The organism is Leptospira selangorensis, from assembly GCF_004769405.1.
Taxonomy (GTDB): Bacteria; Spirochaetota; Leptospiria; order Leptospirales; family Leptospiraceae; genus Leptospira_B; species Leptospira_B selangorensis.
The window spans coordinates 467,273-484,662 of record NZ_RQES01000010.1; the positions used below are offsets into that span (position 1 = coordinate 467,273).

The following is a 17,390-nucleotide window of genomic DNA, read 5'->3' on the forward strand; positions in this document are numbered from 1 at the left end:
AGGGAAAGGAGATAGATAAAAATGAAACGGAAGTTAGTTATTCTTGGAAATGGGATGGTGGGTCATAGATTCGCCGAAAAAATCGCAGAGTATGGTGGAACGGAAAAATTTGAAGTAACTATTTTAGGCGAAGAACCTAGAAGAGCCTACGATAGAGTTCATCTTTCCGAATACTTTACAAATAGATCCGCAGATTCACTTTATCTTTCTCCTTCCGATTGGTATAGAACCAACGGGATACGCTTATTGCTTTCCGAACCTGCTATCTCAGTGGATACAGTTTCCAGAAAGATAACTACTTCTGCCGGAACTGAATTACCTTTTGATGAATTGGTAATCGCAACAGGTTCTTCGGCTTTTGTGCCGAATTTCGAAGGTGTGGACAAACAAGGCGTTTTCGTTTATCGCACGATTGAAGACCTAGAAAAGATCATGTCTTATGCTAAACAAGTTTCCAAAGTAGCAGTACTTGGCGGCGGTTTATTAGGTTTAGAAGCAGCCAAAGCAGTTTTAGACATGGGAAAAGAAAGCCATGTAGTTGAATTCGCATCTCGTTTGATGCCTAGACAATTGGATGAGGCCGCTTCTTCCGTTCTAAAATCCAAAATCGAATCCTTAGGCGTTCGTATTCATTTAAATAAAGAAACCAAACAAGCATTAGGCGAATCTAGCTTTCAAGGACTGGAATTCGTAGATGGTTCCGTTTTAGAAGTGGAGATGTTAATCGTATCCGCTGGTATCCGGCCCAGAGATGAACTTGCAAAAAATTCCGGAATTGAGGTCGGACAAAGAGGTGGGATCATTGTAGACGATGAGTTAAGAACTAATGTCTACGGAGTTTATGCAATCGGAGAAGTTGCACTTCATAAAGGAATGATCTACGGACTTGTGGCTCCAGGTTATGAAATGGCGGAGATACTCGCTTATAATCTTTGTAGTCCTGGACAAAAAACGAAATCTTATGCAGGTTCGGATCTTTCTACAAAACTAAAACTGATCGGAGTAGATGTTGCTTCTTTCGGAGATGCTTTAGGCCAAACAGAACATCTTCCTATCGCTTATACAAATCCTCGTACAGGTGTGTATAAAAAATTAGTTCTTTCTACTGACGGTAAAAAGCTGAAAGGGGGAATTTTGGTAGGAGATGCGGATGCATATTCTAACCTTCTGACTCTTTACTTAAATAATGTAGAACTTCCTGCAGAGCCAGAGTCCTTGATTGTTGGAACTCCTTCGGAAGAAGGTTCCGCATTCGGCTCTCTTCCGGATGATGCAAAGATCTGTTCTTGTAATAACGTTTCTAAGGGAGATCTTTTAGGTGCAATCCGTTCAGGTGCTTGTTCCGATCTGAAAGGTTTGAAAGAATGTACTAAGTCTGGAACCGGTTGTGGCGGTTGTATCCCTCAGATGAATTCCATCTTGAAGGAGGAACTTCGTGCACAAGGTAAAGTAGTCACCGAACATGTATGCGAACATTTTAAATACTCAAGACAAGAGTTATTCCAGATCGCAAAAGTAAAAGGGATCCGCAGCTTCGAAGAGATGATCCGTACTCATGGAATGGGGAATGGTTGTGAAGTCTGTAAACCTGCTGTGGCTTCTATCATCGCAAGTATTTACAACGAACCGATCCAAAAACATAGAGAGATCCAAGATACCAACGACAAGTATCTTGCAAACATCCAAAGAGGCGGGACTTACTCTGTTGTTCCACGTATTCCAGGCGGAGAGATCACTCCGGATAAATTAATCGTGATCGGTCAGATCGCAAAGAAGTATGATCTTTACTGCAAGATCACAGGTGGTCAAAGAATAGATCTACTCGGTGCAAGAATGGAACAACTTCCTGATATCTGGAAAGATCTAGTAGAAGAAGGTTTCGAAAGTGGACATGCATACGGTAAAGCAATGCGAACCGTTAAAAGTTGTGTGGGTTCTACTTGGTGTAGATACGGAGTACAAGACAGTACTGCGTTCGCAATCCGTATCGAAGAAAGATATAGAGGGATCAGGGCTCCTCATAAATTAAAATCAGCGGTCTCAGGTTGTATCAGAGAATGTGCGGAAGCAAGAGGTAAAGACTTCGGTATCATCGCCACTGAAAAAGGTTGGAATCTTTATGTCGGTGGAAACGGAGGTGTAAATCCTAAACATGCAATCCTTCTCGCAGCCGATTTAGACGAAGAGACCTGCGTTAAGTACATAGACAGGTTCATGATGTTCTATATCAGAACTGCCGACAAACTTGTTAGAACTTCCGCATGGTTGGAACAATTAGAAGGTGGAATAGAGTATCTGAAAGATGTGATCATCAATGATAGACTTGGCATCAACAAAGACTTGGAAGAAGAGATGAACCATCTTGTTGGAACCTATGTTTGCGAATGGAAAGACGTTGTGGATGATCCTGAAAAACAAAAGAAATATAAACATTTCATAAACAGCGAAGATGCCGACCCTACAGTACGTTTTATAGAAGAAAGAGGACAAAAACGTCCGGTTGATTGGCCTAAAAAAGAATTGGTTTCGAACTAGGAGATAAAAATGAATACAACCGCAAAAGAACCTGTTTGGATACCTGTCAGTACAGTAAGTGAATTTCCTGAAGATGGTGGAGTCTGCGCCAAAGTTTACGGAGAACAAATCGCGATCTTTCATTTCAGTTCCAGAAATGAATGGTTTGCGTGCGAGAACAAATGTCCTCATACGGGAGACATGGTTTTAGCAAGAGGGATGATCGGTGATTCTCAAGGAGAACCTAAGGTTGTATGCCCGATGCATAAAAAATCTTTTTCTCTTAGGACCGGTGCTTGTATCAGCGGAGATGAATATTCCATAAAAACATTTCCGGTTCATATCGAGGACGGAACCGTTTATATCGGGATCGAAAGCCCGGGAACTCAGGGTTAAGATCATGAATCCTTCCATAGGAAAAGTATATCTAGTAGGTGCTGGTCCGGGAAATCCGGACCTTCTTACAGTCCGTGCAGTAAAACTTTTAAGAAAAGCGGATATTGTTTTATACGATGATCTTGTTTCCGCGGGAGTTTTGAAATACTGTAAAAAATCCGCGGTATTAGAATACGTCGGAAAAAGGATCGGACAACATAGTTGCCTTCAAACGGAGATCAATCAAAAATTAGGAGAATATGCTAAACAATATTCTAATATAGTTCGTTTGAAAGGAGGAGATCCTTCCATTTACGGAAGAGCTGGAGAAGAAATAGAATATCTTGCATCCTTAGGAATCGAATGTGAAATTTTAGCGGGAGTTACAACTGCTTCCGGAGCTGCTTCTAGTTTAGGAATTCCGCTCACTCATAGAGAATATGCGAGAGAGATACTTTTCTTATCAGGCCATAAAAAGACGGGTAAAAATCCCGAAAGTTTCGAGGATTTAAACTTAGAAGGTAAAACTGTTTTGGTTTATATGGGACTGAACAGTTTGGAAAGTATCCGGGAGAATTTACTGGAGTCCGGAAACTCTGGCTCTACTCCAATGGCATTCATAGAAAACGCCACTCTTCCCAACCAGAGATTGGTATTAGCAAATCTAGATACTTGTTTGGATAAAGCGGAAGAGTTTCAGATCAAGACGCCGGCATTATTGATCTTCGGGGAAATCGTGAGTTTTTATACTGAGCTGCAAAGGTTAAAAGAAGAAGGTAGGATCTCCTACTGTTAGGAAAACTACTCGCAGTTTTCCTTAGCGGAATTATATTGATTCCTGCGGATTTCCGCTAAGAGGAAGCATGAACGATATAACCGGAAAAAAAACAACTCTTAGAACTGCCCAGGCAGAAGGTTTTGTATTTTGCAAACCGGAAACCATTATTAGGATCAAAGAAAATACTCTTCCTAAAGGTGATTTATTCGGAGTTGCGAAGGCAGCCGCACTTCTCGGCTCTAAAAAAACTTCGGAATTAATTCCTCATTGCCATCCAGTTTCCATTGATTCATTTCAAATTGAATTCGAAGTTCTTTCCGACAAAAACGCCGTCAGGATCTTAACAACCGCCAAATCTATCGGAAAAACAGGTATAGAAATGGAAGCTTTAACCGGTGTTAGCGTAGCTTCATTAGTGATTTATGATTTACTAAAACCTATAGATAAAGAACTGGAAATTTCCTCGATTCGCCTTTTAGAGAAGAAGGGTGGAAAAACGGACTCTCAGATAACAAAATTTGCAGCAGGTTCCAAAGCCGGGATACTAGTCTGTTCCGATTCCACCTTCCAAGGAAAAAGAGAAGATGGTTCCGGAAAAGCGATCTTAAATCTATTAAAAGAGCATGATGTAGAAACTGTTAAATCTGAAATTCTTCCCGATGAACCGGAACAGATACGAAATAGAATATTAGAATGGTCTAAACTAGGTTTAGATCTGATCGTTACCACCGGAGGAACAGGTCTCGGCCCCAGAGATAATACACCGGAAGCAATAAAAGAAATTTTGGAGCAAGAAATCCCGGGTATTGCAGAAGCTATGAGATCTTTCGGACAAGATAGAACTCCATTCGCGATGTTATCCAGATCAATTGCAGGCAGGATCGGCAAAACCTTAGTAGTGTCCGTTCCTGGAAGTACAAATGGAGCCACTGAAAGTTTACAGGCAATTCTTCCTGCAGTATTTCATGCTAAAAAAATGATGAGAGGAGAAGGACATTGATCTCCGTCCAAGAAGCTCTAAAACTAGTAGAATCTTCTGCGAGTGAATCTTCTCCCGAAAATACTGATTTAGAAAATTCTCTCGGCAAAGTGCTAAGAGAAAAGATCTATGCGGATAGAGATTACCCTCCTTTTCATAGGGCAACTATGGATGGATTTGCTTTGAAATCGGAAGGTTTTTCCGAAGATCGAATTTATTCTTATACAAGAGAGTTACGTGCGGGAGAGTCTTTTCAACTAGAAAGCGGAGAAGAAGCCATCCGTATCATGACAGGCGCTCCAGTTCCCGAAGGTTTTGATCTAGTCATCAAAATAGAAGACTCTGAAGATTTAGGAATTTCTAATGGAAAGAAACAAGTTCGCTTTCGAACTGAAAAATTCGGCTCCTTCTCCAATATAGCGATCCAAGGAGAAGATCTAAAAAGAAATCAAGAAATCTTAAATGAAGGAACGTTGATCACTGCCTCTGTTCTTTCTTTACTTTCTTCCTTAGGGAAATATTCAGTTCAAACTTCTAAACTTCCTAGAGTAAGAGTGATCTCAACAGGTAACGAGATCGTGGGTCCTGGCGAAATTCCAAAACCTTGGCAGATCAGAGATTCCAATTCTTATTCTATTCGATCTTTATTAAAAAAATATGGTATAGTTCCTCTATCCATCACTCGAGCGGGTGACGATCCGATTATTTTGGAAAAAGCAGTATTGGAAGGTTTAGATTCTGATCTTCTTATTCTCTCCGGTGGAGTTTCTATGGGGAATTTAGACCTGGTTCCTAAAATCTTGGAAACTTCCGGTGTAAAAGAAATCTTTCATAAGGTAAGAATCAAACCCGGAAAACCGATTTGGTTTGGTAAGAAGAATGAACAGGCGGTCTTTGGTCTACCCGGGAATCCATTCAGTGTTCAGGTTTGTTTCCGGATTTTTGTAGAGGCTTATTTACGAAAATTTTTAGGACTTTCTTCGGAGAAACCTATCCTTCTGCCGTTTGCAGGAGAAAGAAAAAAGAAAAACAAACTGACCGAGTTCTTTCCGGTTTCTTATGAGACCAAAGTCCAAACTTTTTTGTCTGAAAAGAAGTTTAACGGAAGTGGAGATATTCGAGCAGGAATTTTTTCAGACGGACTAGGAGTCCAATTTTCAGAAACGGAAAATTTGAAAGAGGGAGATCTGTTGGAATTCCATCCCTGGACCTAATCCAGATTGACCCAAGTGGCTCATCGATTGAAATAAGACTATAAATTATCTCAAAAATGTTTTGTAGGAACTCCTACATCGGAGGGTCTGTATGAGCTCTAAGAAAAAAATCGCTGTAGCTAAGGGGGATGGGATCGGTCCTGAAATTATGGACGCCACTCTTAGGATCTTAGAGGCGGCAGGTGCGAGCATCGAGCCTGTCTTTATAGATATCGGGGAGCAAGTCTACAAAAAAGGCCATAGTGCAGGAATAGAACCTGCATCTTGGGACATTCTTCGCGACACAAAAGTATTTTTTAAAGCTCCAATTACTACTCCACAAGGAGGCGGTTATAAAAGTTTGAACGTAACCGTTCGGACTACCTTGGGACTTTTTGCTAACGTTAGACCTTGTATTTCACTTTATCCGTATGTAGATACGAAACATCCTAAATTAGATGTAGTTATCGTAAGAGAAAATGAAGAAGACCTTTATACTGGAATAGAACACAAACAAACTTCGGACACTGTCCAATGTTTAAAATTGATCTCAAGACCTGGATCAGAAAAGATCATCCGCTATGCTTTCGAGTACGCTAAAGCGTATGGAAGAAAAAAAGTAACCGCAATGGTAAAAGATAATATTATGAAGCAGTCCGATGGACTGTTCCATGATATATTCAAAGAAATTGCAAAAGAATATCCTGATCTAGAAGCAGCAAGTGAGATCATAGATATTGGTGCGGCCCACTTAGCGGAAAGACCTCAGGTTTACGACGTGGTCGTAACCTTAAACTTATACGGAGATATTATTTCGGATATAGTAGCTCAGGTCGCAGGCTCGGTCGGTATGGCGGGATCCGCAAACATCGGAGAAGTTGTCTCTATGTTTGAAGCAATCCACGGCTCCGCTCCGGATATCGCAGGAAAAAATATCGCAAACCCAAGCGGACTTATCAATGCGGCAGTAATGATGTTAGTTCACTTAGGACAACCTGATATTGCGGCAAAAATCCAAAACGCTTGGTTACTCACCATCGAAGAAGGAATTCACACCGGAGATATTTACAAAGCAGGTGTTAGTCGCATCAAGGTTGGTACAAAAGAATTCGGAGAAGCGGTAATCGGGAACCTAGGGCATCTTCCGGAAAAATTCAAACCAATCTCTTTCGGAAAAGCAAAAGCGATCCATATTCCTGAATACAAAAGAAAAACCTTACAAAAAGAACTAGTAGGCGTGGATGTATTCTTAGATTGGGAACCTGGGACTTCAGAGGAACTTGCTAAAAAACTAAGTGCAATCTCCGGAGACTTAAAACTCAGAATGATCACCAATAGAGGAGTTAAAGTTTATCCGAATGGAGCTCCTGAGACTTTTTTAACAGATCATTGGAGATGTAGATTCGTTAACCCTGAAACTCCAGACACGGAATCAGGAGACGGTTTTATAAAAATACAATCTGAACAGATCGCAAAATTATTACTTAGAATTTCAGAAGCTGGATTGGATAGTATCCAAACGGATAATTTGTATAAGTTCCAAGGAAAAAGAGCGTTTTCCTTAGGCGGGGGAGAGTAAATTAAACTTGGTTCATTAGAATTTTTTTAAAAGAATCCAAAGACACAGGTTTGATTATATAATCTTTTACTAATGGAATTTCTTTAGCTCTTCTTAGATCAGAATCATCTACAGAAGAGCTAACCATATAAATTTCAGGTTTTTTGCTGAGTAAGTTCACAAAGTTCGCGTACTCGTCTAAAAATTGCCAGCCGTCCATAAAAGGCATATTAATATCTAAGAATATAAAATCAGGAATGATATCCGGCTCACTCTGGTGTTCTTTCAAAAAGCTGATCGCACCTTCTCCGTCCGGAAATACTTTTAAACTTTCGACAGCACCTGTCTTTTCGATGGTTCTTTTAGCGATCTCGACAAAGATCGCATCGTCATCTACAAGTAATAGTTTCTGTTTTTTAGATAGCGAATTCATTTGCTTTAGAAAGATGTATTATAAATTTCGTGCCCTGTCCAGGGGTACTTTCCACATGGATTTCTCCTCCCAAGGATTCGATTTGGTTTTTGGTCATGAACAGACCTAAACCTCTTCCGTCCGTGTTTCGGTGAAATCTTTTGTGTAATTTAAAAATTTGATCCCCATGTTTATTTAAGTCAATTCCTAAACCGTTATCCTGCACTTCCAAAACGTGATTTCCGTGAGACCAATATGTCCTAAATCGGATCACTGGATGAGGGGATTCACATCTATATTTCAAAGAATTAGAAAGTAGATTTAAGAATATACTCTCCAAATAGACCGGAGGGTAGACAATTGAAGGAGATTCAGAAAAATCTGCAATGATTTCGGCATCACATTCCAATATTTGGCCTAAAAACATTGCCTTTACTCTGGAAAACACCGATTCGAATAGTATTTCTTCCGAAACAACCTTTGGACTTTGTCTTATTTTGATAACTTCAACGATTTCGTTTAATGTTTTAAGTAATTGGTCAGAGGTAGTCTTGAGATAGTCCATATATTCGACTTTCTCTTCTTCCGTTTCCGCTTCTTCTAAAAACTTTACTAGCGTGGAGATGTTACCGATTGGAGATCTCATATTATGGGATACAATCTGGTTAAATTCCTCTAACTGAGAGATCCTTTCTTTTAAATGAGTTCCTACTGATCTAAGCCTTGCATTTTTTTCTCTTAGGATATTTTCTAAGATCCGTTTGCGAGAGATATCCTGGATCTGAGCAACGATGAACATTAGTTCTCCCGAATCTTTTCTAACTGCAACTCCAGTGATAAATACCCAAACTATATGTCCTTTTTTATGGATGTATCTTTTTGCAAATTGAGCGCCGTTTCTTTCCCCATCGATAATTTTGCGAAATGCTTCCGCACCAATATTTAGATCTTCAGGATGAGTAACGTCTTGGAAAGATTTGAAAAGAAGTTCGTCGGGTTCATATCCTAACATCTTTGCAAAGGACTGATTGAGCTCCAAAAAATGCCCATTCTTATCCAATAGAATGATCCCGTTACCGGAACTATGAAATGCTTCGGAAAATTTTTTCTCGCTTAAGCGGATCTCTTCTTCTACCAATTTAGAAAGAGTGATGTCTTGCATCGCACCGTATACCCCAACAATCCTTCCATCTGAATATGCGGGTTTACCTTGGGTCCGAACCCAGATCACTCTTCCAGTCTCTGTGACCATTCTATGTTCCACAGAGTACGTCTCACCTTTTTGATAGACTCTTAAATTATTCTCTCTTAACTTTTCCATGTCTTCAGAATAAGAATATTTCTGATACACAGTATCTCTATCAATACCTAGAGAAGGGTCTCTTTCTAAGATCCTATAAATTTCAGAAGACCAATACAAACTACCTGTTTCGATATTGGATTCCCAAGCCCCTACTTTTGCGAGTTCTGCCATGATAGATGAGAATTTTTTTTCCTGCTGCAAACTCTCCGTTAGTCGTACTTGATCGGTAACATCTCTAGAAGTTGTGTTTAAATAAGTGACCGTACCTTCTTTATTTTTAATTGGCTGGGTCAAGGTTTGGAACCAAACATAGTCCCCATCCTTCTTCAAAAAACGATATTGAGTAGCGACCGTAGGTCTTCCCTCTTTGGCAGGATTATGAGAATCAATAATAATACGTTCCCTATCATCAGGATGAATAAAGTCGTATGGATTCCGACCCAACATTTCTTCCGGTTTAAAACCGGTAAGAGTTTCGATGATAGGATTTACATAAAGATAGATCCCTTCCGGGTCGTGTAAGCAGATTAGTTCTCGGCTTGTTTCGATCAAGATCTGGTACAAATCTTGGTTTTGATCCAATTTGATTTTTTCCTGACCTGTTCTTTCTTCCATAAAATGTAAGAACTTGCTCTATTAGCTAATACATATAAAGACGACTTAGACGAGTACAATGCGAACAAAAAAGGTCGAAAATCCCGAAATGTAAGGGATTTATTGCTGCAAAATAAACTGATCTAAGATTTCAAATTTCACTCAGAACTAAACTTTTCGTCCTAGAACGAGTGATCTGTTTTTGAGGATTCGGTCCCGAAAAAGGAACCATTTTTCGCGTGAGTTTTATCTCTTTTAGAAGAATCAAAAAGAGGAAAAGTAAATTAGAAAAACGTAATTTGATTAATAGGAGAAGTTTTCCGGTCCGGATAAGACCGAAAACTTCAGGCCTGATTATTCTCCGTCGTCTCCGATCGCTTCCACTGGACAGATTTCCATAGCTTTACGAGCGGCAATCGCTTCTTCCGGACTGGCAGGCTGTTTATGAAAATATACCTTAGACTCATCGTCGGTATACTTCAAAAGTTGAGGAGCCTCTTCCAAGCAGTCATTACAAGGCACACAGCTATTATCAATATAGAATTTGCCCGGAACGTTTTCCGGAACTTTGTCATTCTTATCTGCCATGAATACTAAGGATTATCGAACGTTTGGAACGTCAAGTTGGTTTTCTATATAGAAACGGGTAGGATAGGATTGACAACTCCAAGAATCGAAGGAAAACACTGCAATGGCAAATTCAGCCCCACGTTTATCCCGCAGAACATTCTTGAGACTGGGACTCGCCGGTTCAGGAGCTCTAGTACTTGGGGGATCTATCTGTATCTTAAACAGATCTTCCAGACAATTACCTAAGGCACTATTTTTCTCCGAATCAGAATTAGAAATCCTAGCTGCATTATCAGAAGCTATCTTACCTGAAGCCGCTAACGCTCCAACATATAAAGAAGCAAAGGTATTGGAAAGATTAGATGAAGAATTTTATTTCGTGGATCCTTTCTTATCCGATGATTTTAAAACTTTAATAATGGTTTTAGAGTACCTTCCGTTCTTTCATTGGAAGTTTTCCAGATTCTCCAAACTTTCTTTAGAATCTAGAAGAGAGTTTTTATCGGAATTAAATCATTCCGACTCGGATACCGTAAGAGCTGTTTGGGCAAATTTAAGAATGCCGATCTTTCTAATGTACTATGGACACGAATCCACTTTCAAAACGATTTCGTATGACGGACCTTTTTTAAATCCTCCTGAAAAATTAAGCGAATCCAGGATCTATTATCGCAAGTTAGTAGGAGGTTCCGATGTCGGGTAAAATTTACGAATGGAAAAATTTAGGCGAATCCAAAGAGATCCGCACGGAAGTTTTAGTAATCGGAACCGGTTGTGGTGGTGCAACTGTTGCTTACGAGTTAGCAAAGGCAGGGAAGAAGGTAACCTTGATCGAAGAAGGAGGTTACTACCATACAGGATCATTCGATAATCATGAATTGAATATGGCCGGCAAAGTTTCTGCAGAAAGAAATATGGCCACCACTGCGGATGGAACAGTAAATATAGTATATGGAAAAAATGTAGGCGGCGCCTCAGTTCATTATTGGGCTGATAGTTATAGGACTCCGAAAGACAGATTAGAGCTCTGGAAAGACAAATTCGGAATATTAGGCCACAGTGCGGAAGATCTAGAACCTTTTTGGAAAGAGTTAGACGACACACTGAATGTCCATCCCGCCAAAGAAGAAAATTATAATAGAATGAACCAATTGGTTCGTAAGGCTTCCAAAGAATTAGGATGGGAAGGAAATCCAGTCCCACAAGCACGTAAGAACTGTCAAAAATCCGGACACTGTATGCAAGGATGTATGTTCGGAGCAAAACAAAGCCAACTAATCACTCATATTCCGATGGCAATGGCTTTAGGCGCAGATCTTTACGCTGATACCAAAGCTTTAGAACTGGAATATGAAGGAGATAAGGTAGTCGGATTAGAAGCAGTTGTGATCGACAGACCTTCTCAAAAAGAATCAGAAGTAAAATTACGTTTTAAAGCGGACACAATCGTTGTCGCAGCAGGAGGATTCGGAAGTTCTACATTTCTTCTTAAAAACGGACTTAAGAAAAAATTACCTGCATTAGGAGAATTTTTAGCCATCAATCCTTCTCCGTTCGTTCATGCGCTTTATAAAGAATCGATTATACAATGGAGAAATATTCCATCAGCATACGGGGTGGAAGAATTTAGATTGGCACGTTATGCAGGCGGCACTTATAGAGAAGGCGGCTATCTCATAATGGCAAATCAATTACAACCGGGAGCGATAGGCGCTCTTGTACCAGGATTCGGAGAAGAACATTTCGAGATCATGAAAGAACTCCCTAGACTGGGAGGGACAATAGGTTGGATTGACGATCCGGATTCCGAATTAGGAAGAATAGAGATCAAATCCGGTGGAAAAAGAGAAGTGCAATACAGTTTCGGACCGCTCACTAAAGAGATACTCAAAGACTGTATTCGCAAACAAGTTATCCTAAACTTTAAAGCAGGCGCATACAAAGTCATCCTTCCAGATCTAAAAAGAACGGTCTTAACTAAACCGGAAGAAATAGATATTGTGGATTCTCTTCCATTAACTCCTGCATCTATGGCGATGGCTGCTCCTCATCCTGCGGGTGGATGTAGAATGGGACTGGATCCAAAAACTTCAGTCGTGGATTGGAAACATAAGGTGCATGGAATTTCGAATTTATATATAAGCGATTCCAGCGTGTTCCCTACTGCGGTTTCTGTGGATCCAAGCTATACGATTATGGCATTCTCCAAAAGAGCCGCCCAATTTATTTCTGAGAAGAAGTCTTGAATATCCACGTGGAACTTTTGGATCGAATCTCCTTGACCGGACCGCTCCTTAGAAAAACATCGTAATCGCAACCAAGAACCGGAGAGGTGTCCGAGCGGTTTATGGTACTTGCTTGGAAAGCAAGCGTAGGGTAACACCTACCGGGGGTTCGAATCCCCCCCTCTCCGCCAGTTCTTGCTTCCGGTGGATCTAATATGGAACCGCTAGGTAAAACATTTCTTTGGATCGGGGCATTCTTCCTGATTATTGGGGCCATAATCGTTTTCGGCTCCAAACTTCCATTTATCTCTTCTCTAGGAAATTTACCCGGAGACTTCAAAATCGAAAGAGAAAATTTCAGATTTTATTTTCCTTTCGCAACTTCCATTCTGATCAGCATCGGACTTTCACTTCTTCTGTATCTTTGGAACAGATTTATACATTAAACAAACTGCATGGATCCGGAAAACACTCCTCGTTTTAGCGATAGATTCGAATTCATTTCGGGCGAGAATGATCTATATTCTCTTTTGGAATCTTTTAAAAGATCGGGAGAAGATTGGATCGATCTTACAATTTCCAATCCCACAAAAGTAGGACTTGTTTATCCGAGAGAAGCCATACTACATTCTCTGGAAAAACAAGAAAGTATGGAATATGATCCGAATCCTAAAGGAACCCAAAATGCCAGAAAATCTATCATTGGTTATTATAAGGAAAAAGGTCATACTATCTCGGAAGAAGATCTGTTTTTAACGTCTTCTTCCTCCGAAGCATATTCTTATTTAATAAAATTATTATGCAATCCTGGGGAAGAAGTTCTCATCCCTTCTCCAGGATATCCTCTTTTTGAATTTTTATCCTTACTAGACGGAGTAGAATTTAATTCTTATAAATTGGACCAAAACGCGGAATGGAAAATAGATTTCGAAGACTTAAATTCTAAAATTACTAACAAAACTAAGATCCTATTTTTAGTTTCTCCGAATAATCCTACGGGAAATTTACTTACCTCGGAAGAATTCGAAAAACTAAAAATCATTTCTAAAACCAAAGGAATAGCATTGGTCTTAGATGAAGTATTCTCCGATTATTTACATGAAAAAGATCCAAATCAAATCGATTTCTTTCAGACTGATTTTCCTATATTTGTTGTGAATGGGATCTCTAAAATACTTGCACTTCCCCAAATGAAACTTTCCTGGATCCATGTAGGAGGTCCTACAAATTGGAAAAAAGAATGTAAGGAAAGATTAGAGATCATTGCAGATACTTACTTATCCGTAGGAACTCCTATCCAATATGCTCTTCCAGAATTATTCCAGTGGAGAAATATGATCCAGAGCCAAGTGCTCAGGAGAATAAGTAGAAATCTTCAAGTCCTGGAAAGTTTTCATTCTTCTAATCCCGGGATCGTTTATACATCTCCCAAAGGAGGATGGTATGCCGTTTTACAATCTCCATCTTTCTTAAACGATGAAGACTTCTCCTATAGATTATTAGAAAAAGAGAAAGTTCTGGTCCACCCAGGTTCCATGTTCGGATTCGAAGAAGATTTAGGAAGTATAGTGATTAGCTTAATCTCCGAAACAGAACTGTTCCAGGCAGGATTAGAAAAAATTTCGACGTTCTTATAGAATCGCTTTTTGAACGAAACTTTTATATTGTTTCGGCGTAAGACCGGTCGCCTTCTTAAACTCCACGTTAAAAGAAGTTTTAGAACCAAATCCTACTGCAAATGCAATGTTTAGAATATTGTCCTCAGTATCGTTTTTTAGAAGAAGTTTGGCCTCTTCTATCCTTTTAGAATTCAAATACGCGGCAAATCCCATTCCAAGCCTTGAATTTAAAAGTTCGGACAATTGGTGAGTGCTTAATCTTATCTTGGAAGCCACCATCTGGATTGTAACTTCTTCCTCTGTGAATAATTTTTCCGTACTCATCAGATGTTCCAAGGCATTCAGGGATTCATCCACATCCAAACCTGCAATCTTAGAACGAGCGTATCTAGGCTTATTTATAAAACCTCTCAATGCCTCAAGAAGGCTATTCTTCTCCTCTATATTCTGAGAATATTTTTGAATAATATTATAAAGAAGAATGAGAAGGTCCGCTGGAAAGAAAAGCGGCACTGAATACACCGTAAAAAACCCGTATTCCAAAAATCCCATATAGTAAAAAATACTGATATATCCGAATGTGAGATATATTCCCCAGGAAACCAAAAACAGGTTTAATTTCCGATTTCCCCTTCCTCTCAAATAGATCCCTGAAATCATTATCAAAGGAATAGAAATAGAATATATAATCATGATGGTCGTAGTAAGATAGACGATCCTATCCATCGTAAAAATGAGCGGAAGTGTCAGACCCAGAATAACGGAAAAAAAGAATAAGATCCGATCCACCCAAGGCAGAAAAGTCTCCGTTTCCAAAAACTTTCGAATGAATTGGAATCCGAAAATCCCCCCTAAATTAAAGAAAAAGTAATTCACTTTTTCGGCCCAAAGAGGCGAATCTTCCCAAAAAAACTCTATTGCATTTCCGTAATTTACGTCGTAAGAAGCTCCCATACAGAAAGCATAGCAAGTATATAGTAGGAATTCCTTATATTCCGTTGCTCTATAATATAATAAAGCGACTAGGATAAGCATTCCGTATAAGCAGGCAGAAAGTGAAAACACTCCTGTTTCAATCGCTAGATTAGCTCGGACACCCGCCTCATCCATGATATCGATAGGAAATGACATAATGGATTCTGATTTGATCCGAACGATAAATTCTTTTTCTTCTCCAGGCTCTCCTTGTAAGAGTAAGGTTGGGTAGAGAACATTTTTAACAGGCCAATTACTTTTTGATAATGTATCTCCAACTCTTTGTATAGGGGTTACCCCATTTGGGGTATATAATTCAGCTAAATCGTGAGCCTTCCAACGAATTACGAAGTAAAGATTTTCACGAATTTCTTCGCGAAATCGAATTCTGAATTTTAACCAATACGATCTTTTAGAAAAATTGAAATTTAGAGCGTTTGATCTATTTTTTTTCCAACCATCGTTTTGATTCGATGGAGGAGGAATATTTTCGGTATAGGTTTTTTCCCAAAGATAAAGTTCGGGCGTAATGTTTTTATTATGTTCGTTTGTTTTTAGGGTGAACGGAAGTTCTTTAGCGAAGATGGAACCGAAACTCGAAATAAGAACGAGAAGAAAAAACGAAATTCGGATCATGTGTTAAAAAACATTTTTTCGTAATTCAATTAGGTGCAAACAAAAAACGTTCATGTATATAATTCCGAACGATTTTCGATTCTATTTAGTATATTATCGAATTGTTACTCTCCAGTATGAGTTATTACTTAACTCATATACGTTAACTGGAGTTTAAACCAACGCCATTATGGCGTTTTCTATTCGCCTTGCCTCGGACGAGTTTAATCCGCTTGTCCGAATGATTTTCAGGCCCGCATCCGCGGGCCTTTTTTTATCTTTTTCCAAAAATTCTTCCGAAATCCAGTCACAGTAAAACGGCAAATTCGATCCTATTACGCGAAATCAAAAAAGGATATTCACATGCATCCAAACGAAGCCAAAATCAGAGACTTTTATAAAAGTTTTCATTCTAGAAACTCTGCAAGTATTTCAGACTTCTATTCACAGGACGTTGAATTTTCAGATCCTGTTTTTCCTAAATTAAAAGGTGGGGCAGTACCCGGAATGTGGTCAATGCTCTTAGAAAGAATGGATCCAAATGCGACAATAGAATTGGTAGAAGCAAACGCTAGCGCAGAAACGGGAACCGCATATTGGGTGGCGACTTATCTGTTCTCAAAAACGGGAAGAAAGGTCCAAAACCATATCAGATCGGAATTCCAATTTAAAAACGGAAAAGTGGTTAAACAAAAGGATAGATTTCCTCTCTGGAAATGGACCAGAATGGCTTTAGGCGCTCCTGGAGTTCTTTTGGGATGGTCACCTTTAGTCCAAGGAAAGGTAAGATCGGAAGCCGCCAGAAATCTGGAACATTATCTTAGGAAAAAAGGGATCACCGCTTAGAATGGAAAAATCCGTAACGATACAAGACGAGTTTACGGATACAATCCGAATCGCTCTAGAAGGAAGACCTAGAGCGATGGAAATTCTTTTGGAAAAAATACAAGATTATATCTTTAATCTTTCCTTAAGAATGTTATGGGATCCTCAAGAAGCGGAGGATGCGACCCAAGAGATCTTATTCAAAATTTCAAATAAACTTTCAGGATTTAGATTCGAGAGTAAATTTACGACTTGGGTATATTCGATCGCGAGCAATCATCTTCTAACCATCAAAAGACCGAAGAACATCGTATATTTAAGCAGAATACGCCAAGAATATTTAGCCAAACCGAACTCTATCTCTTTGGAAGATCAGGTAGAAGACAAAATTTTAGAAGAAGAGATCAGATTCGGTTGTGTACATGCAGTTTTATTAAAATTGAATTCTGCGGACAGAATAGTATTTGTTCTATCTTCCGTTTACGGTATGAGTAGCGAAGAAGGAGCCGAAATTTTAAGTATTAGTTCCGAAAACTTCCGGCAAAAACTTTCTCGTTCCAAAAAGAAACTGTCCGAGTTCTTATCCAAAGAATGCGGGATGTGGATCGATAATAATAAAGCTTGTCCTTGTATAGGATTGTCAGGTCACCTTTTAAATCGGAACAGGGATAATGTTTCCTTCTTTACGGAACTCAAAAAACTAAAAAGGAAAAGTCCTAATTTAGAAGATTCTAAAGTATTAGAACATTTAAAAGAACTAGATCGACTTGCTTGGATCTATAAAAGCCAAGGAATTTACGAAACTCCTAAGGAAATTTTAGAAAAACTGGGACCTTCAACTTAATATTCTCAAAG

Annotated in this window: 16 protein-coding genes and 1 tRNA gene; 13 read left to right on the forward strand and 4 right to left on the reverse strand. The window is 39.3% G+C overall.

All coding sequences use genetic code 11. The features are described from left to right. Nucleotides 1-21 precede the first annotated feature (21 nt). The 6 genes from nirB to EHO58_RS07855 all read left to right on the forward strand — a co-directional run bounded on the left by nirB (nt 22) and on the right by EHO58_RS07855 (nt 7,418). Complete coding sequence (gene nirB / locus EHO58_RS07830; RefSeq protein ID WP_135679554.1) at nt 22-2,535, forward strand: nitrite reductase large subunit NirB; 2,514 nt, start codon at nt 22-24, stop codon at nt 2,533-2,535. 9 nt (nt 2,536-2,544) lie between these two features. Beyond that, nucleotides 2,545-2,910 carry a nitrite reductase small subunit NirD gene (nirD, locus tag EHO58_RS07835; RefSeq protein WP_135679555.1) on the forward strand — a complete coding sequence of 122 codons (366 nt, stop codon included), beginning with the start codon at nt 2,545-2,547 and terminating at the stop codon, nt 2,908-2,910. 4 nt (nt 2,911-2,914) lie between these two features. Then, nucleotides 2,915-3,685 (forward strand): uroporphyrinogen-III C-methyltransferase, encoded by a 771-nt coding sequence (cobA, locus tag EHO58_RS07840; protein ID WP_135679556.1) that lies wholly within the window; start codon nt 2,915-2,917, stop codon nt 3,683-3,685. Nucleotides 3,686-3,752: 67 nt separating this feature from the next. Beyond that, a complete protein-coding gene (gene moaCB / locus EHO58_RS07845; protein WP_135679557.1) occupies nt 3,753-4,667 on the forward strand; it encodes a bifunctional molybdenum cofactor biosynthesis protein MoaC/MoaB in 915 nt (304 codons plus the stop codon). After that, nucleotides 4,664-5,860 carry a molybdopterin molybdotransferase MoeA gene (locus EHO58_RS07850; RefSeq protein ID WP_135679558.1) on the forward strand — a complete coding sequence of 399 codons (1,197 nt, stop codon included), beginning with the start codon at nt 4,664-4,666 and terminating at the stop codon, nt 5,858-5,860. The genes moaCB and EHO58_RS07850 overlap by 4 nt, the downstream gene beginning before the upstream one ends. 91 nt (nt 5,861-5,951) lie before the next feature. Then, nucleotides 5,952-7,418, forward strand: coding sequence for an NADP-dependent isocitrate dehydrogenase (locus EHO58_RS07855; protein ID WP_135628067.1), 1,467 nt, complete (start codon nt 5,952-5,954; stop codon nt 7,416-7,418). A gap of 1 nt (nt 7,419) precedes the next feature. Here the strand turns inward: EHO58_RS07855 and EHO58_RS07860 are convergent, their stop codons facing one another. The 3 genes from EHO58_RS07860 to EHO58_RS07870 form a co-directional block, all read right to left on the reverse strand. Next, nucleotides 7,420-7,830, reverse strand: coding sequence for a response regulator (locus tag EHO58_RS07860; RefSeq protein WP_135628066.1), 411 nt, complete (start codon nt 7,828-7,830; stop codon nt 7,420-7,422). After that, nucleotides 7,814-9,727, reverse strand: coding sequence for a PAS domain S-box protein (locus EHO58_RS07865; RefSeq protein ID WP_135679559.1), 1,914 nt, complete (start codon nt 9,725-9,727; stop codon nt 7,814-7,816). Before EHO58_RS07865 ends, EHO58_RS07860 begins: the two co-directional genes overlap by 17 nt. A gap of 333 nt (nt 9,728-10,060) precedes the next feature. Next, nucleotides 10,061-10,294 (reverse strand): ferredoxin, encoded by a 234-nt coding sequence (locus EHO58_RS07870; RefSeq protein ID WP_100722215.1) that lies wholly within the window; start codon nt 10,292-10,294, stop codon nt 10,061-10,063. 103 nt (nt 10,295-10,397) lie between these two features. Here EHO58_RS07870 and EHO58_RS07875 point away from each other — a divergent pair, with 103 nt between their 5' ends. The 5 genes from EHO58_RS07875 to EHO58_RS07895 all read left to right on the forward strand — a co-directional run bounded on the left by EHO58_RS07875 (nt 10,398) and on the right by EHO58_RS07895 (nt 14,138). Further along, complete coding sequence (locus EHO58_RS07875; protein ID WP_135679560.1) at nt 10,398-10,979, forward strand: hypothetical protein; 582 nt, start codon at nt 10,398-10,400, stop codon at nt 10,977-10,979. After that, nucleotides 10,969-12,522, forward strand: coding sequence for an FAD-dependent oxidoreductase (locus EHO58_RS07880; RefSeq protein ID WP_135679561.1), 1,554 nt, complete (start codon nt 10,969-10,971; stop codon nt 12,520-12,522). Before EHO58_RS07875 ends, EHO58_RS07880 begins: the two co-directional genes overlap by 11 nt. Before the next feature lie 80 nt (nt 12,523-12,602). Next, nucleotides 12,603-12,692, forward strand: a tRNA-Ser gene (locus EHO58_RS07885). A 24-nt stretch (nt 12,693-12,716) separates the two neighbouring features. Beyond that, a complete protein-coding gene (locus EHO58_RS07890; protein WP_100767098.1) occupies nt 12,717-12,947 on the forward strand; it encodes a DUF2905 domain-containing protein in 231 nt (76 codons plus the stop codon). A 9-nt stretch (nt 12,948-12,956) separates the two neighbouring features. Next, nucleotides 12,957-14,138 carry a pyridoxal phosphate-dependent aminotransferase gene (locus tag EHO58_RS07895; RefSeq protein ID WP_135679562.1) on the forward strand — a complete coding sequence of 394 codons (1,182 nt, stop codon included), beginning with the start codon at nt 12,957-12,959 and terminating at the stop codon, nt 14,136-14,138. Here EHO58_RS07895 and EHO58_RS07900 read toward each other — a convergent pair. Next, nucleotides 14,133-15,731, reverse strand: coding sequence for a 7TM diverse intracellular signaling domain-containing protein (locus EHO58_RS07900; RefSeq protein WP_135679563.1), 1,599 nt, complete (start codon nt 15,729-15,731; stop codon nt 14,133-14,135). The genes EHO58_RS07895 and EHO58_RS07900 overlap by 6 nt on opposite strands. Nucleotides 15,732-16,073: 342 nt before the next feature. On the opposite strand from EHO58_RS07900, the gene EHO58_RS07905 reads away from it, so the two are divergent. After that, nucleotides 16,074-16,556 carry a nuclear transport factor 2 family protein gene (locus EHO58_RS07905; protein ID WP_135679564.1) on the forward strand — a complete coding sequence of 161 codons (483 nt, stop codon included), beginning with the start codon at nt 16,074-16,076 and terminating at the stop codon, nt 16,554-16,556. A 1-nt stretch (nt 16,557) separates the two neighbouring features. Then, nucleotides 16,558-17,379 (forward strand): RNA polymerase sigma factor, encoded by an 822-nt coding sequence (locus EHO58_RS07910; protein ID WP_135628059.1) that lies wholly within the window; start codon nt 16,558-16,560, stop codon nt 17,377-17,379. Nucleotides 17,380-17,390: the final 11 nt, after the last annotated feature.

Bases quoted from the DNA above. Each gene is read 5' to 3' on its own strand.
- nirB (WP_135679554.1), top strand. From the start codon at position 22: ATGAAACGGAAGTTAGTTATTCTTGGAAATGGGATGGTGGGTCATAGA.
- nirD (WP_135679555.1), top strand. From the start codon at position 2,545: ATGAATACAACCGCAAAAGAACCTGTTTGGATACCTGTCAGTACAGTA.
- cobA (WP_135679556.1), top strand. From the start codon at position 2,915: ATGAATCCTTCCATAGGAAAAGTATATCTAGTAGGTGCTGGTCCGGGA.
- moaCB (WP_135679557.1), top strand. From the start codon at position 3,753: ATGAACGATATAACCGGAAAAAAAACAACTCTTAGAACTGCCCAGGCA.
- EHO58_RS07855 (WP_135628067.1), top strand. From the start codon at position 5,952: ATGAGCTCTAAGAAAAAAATCGCTGTAGCTAAGGGGGATGGGATCGGT.
- EHO58_RS07860 (WP_135628066.1), bottom strand. From the start codon at position 7,830: ATGAATTCGCTATCTAAAAAACAGAAACTATTACTTGTAGATGACGAT.
- EHO58_RS07865 (WP_135679559.1), bottom strand. From the start codon at position 9,727: ATGGAAGAAAGAACAGGTCAGGAAAAAATCAAATTGGATCAAAACCAA.
- EHO58_RS07870 (WP_100722215.1), bottom strand. From the start codon at position 10,294: ATGGCAGATAAGAATGACAAAGTTCCGGAAAACGTTCCGGGCAAATTC.
- EHO58_RS07875 (WP_135679560.1), top strand. From the start codon at position 10,398: ATGGCAAATTCAGCCCCACGTTTATCCCGCAGAACATTCTTGAGACTG.
- EHO58_RS07880 (WP_135679561.1), top strand. From the start codon at position 10,969: ATGTCGGGTAAAATTTACGAATGGAAAAATTTAGGCGAATCCAAAGAG.
- EHO58_RS07890 (WP_100767098.1), top strand. From the start codon at position 12,717: ATGGAACCGCTAGGTAAAACATTTCTTTGGATCGGGGCATTCTTCCTG.
- EHO58_RS07895 (WP_135679562.1), top strand. From the start codon at position 12,957: ATGGATCCGGAAAACACTCCTCGTTTTAGCGATAGATTCGAATTCATT.
- EHO58_RS07900 (WP_135679563.1), bottom strand. From the start codon at position 15,731: ATGATCCGAATTTCGTTTTTTCTTCTCGTTCTTATTTCGAGTTTCGGT.
- EHO58_RS07905 (WP_135679564.1), top strand. From the start codon at position 16,074: ATGCATCCAAACGAAGCCAAAATCAGAGACTTTTATAAAAGTTTTCAT.
- EHO58_RS07910 (WP_135628059.1), top strand. From the start codon at position 16,558: ATGGAAAAATCCGTAACGATACAAGACGAGTTTACGGATACAATCCGA.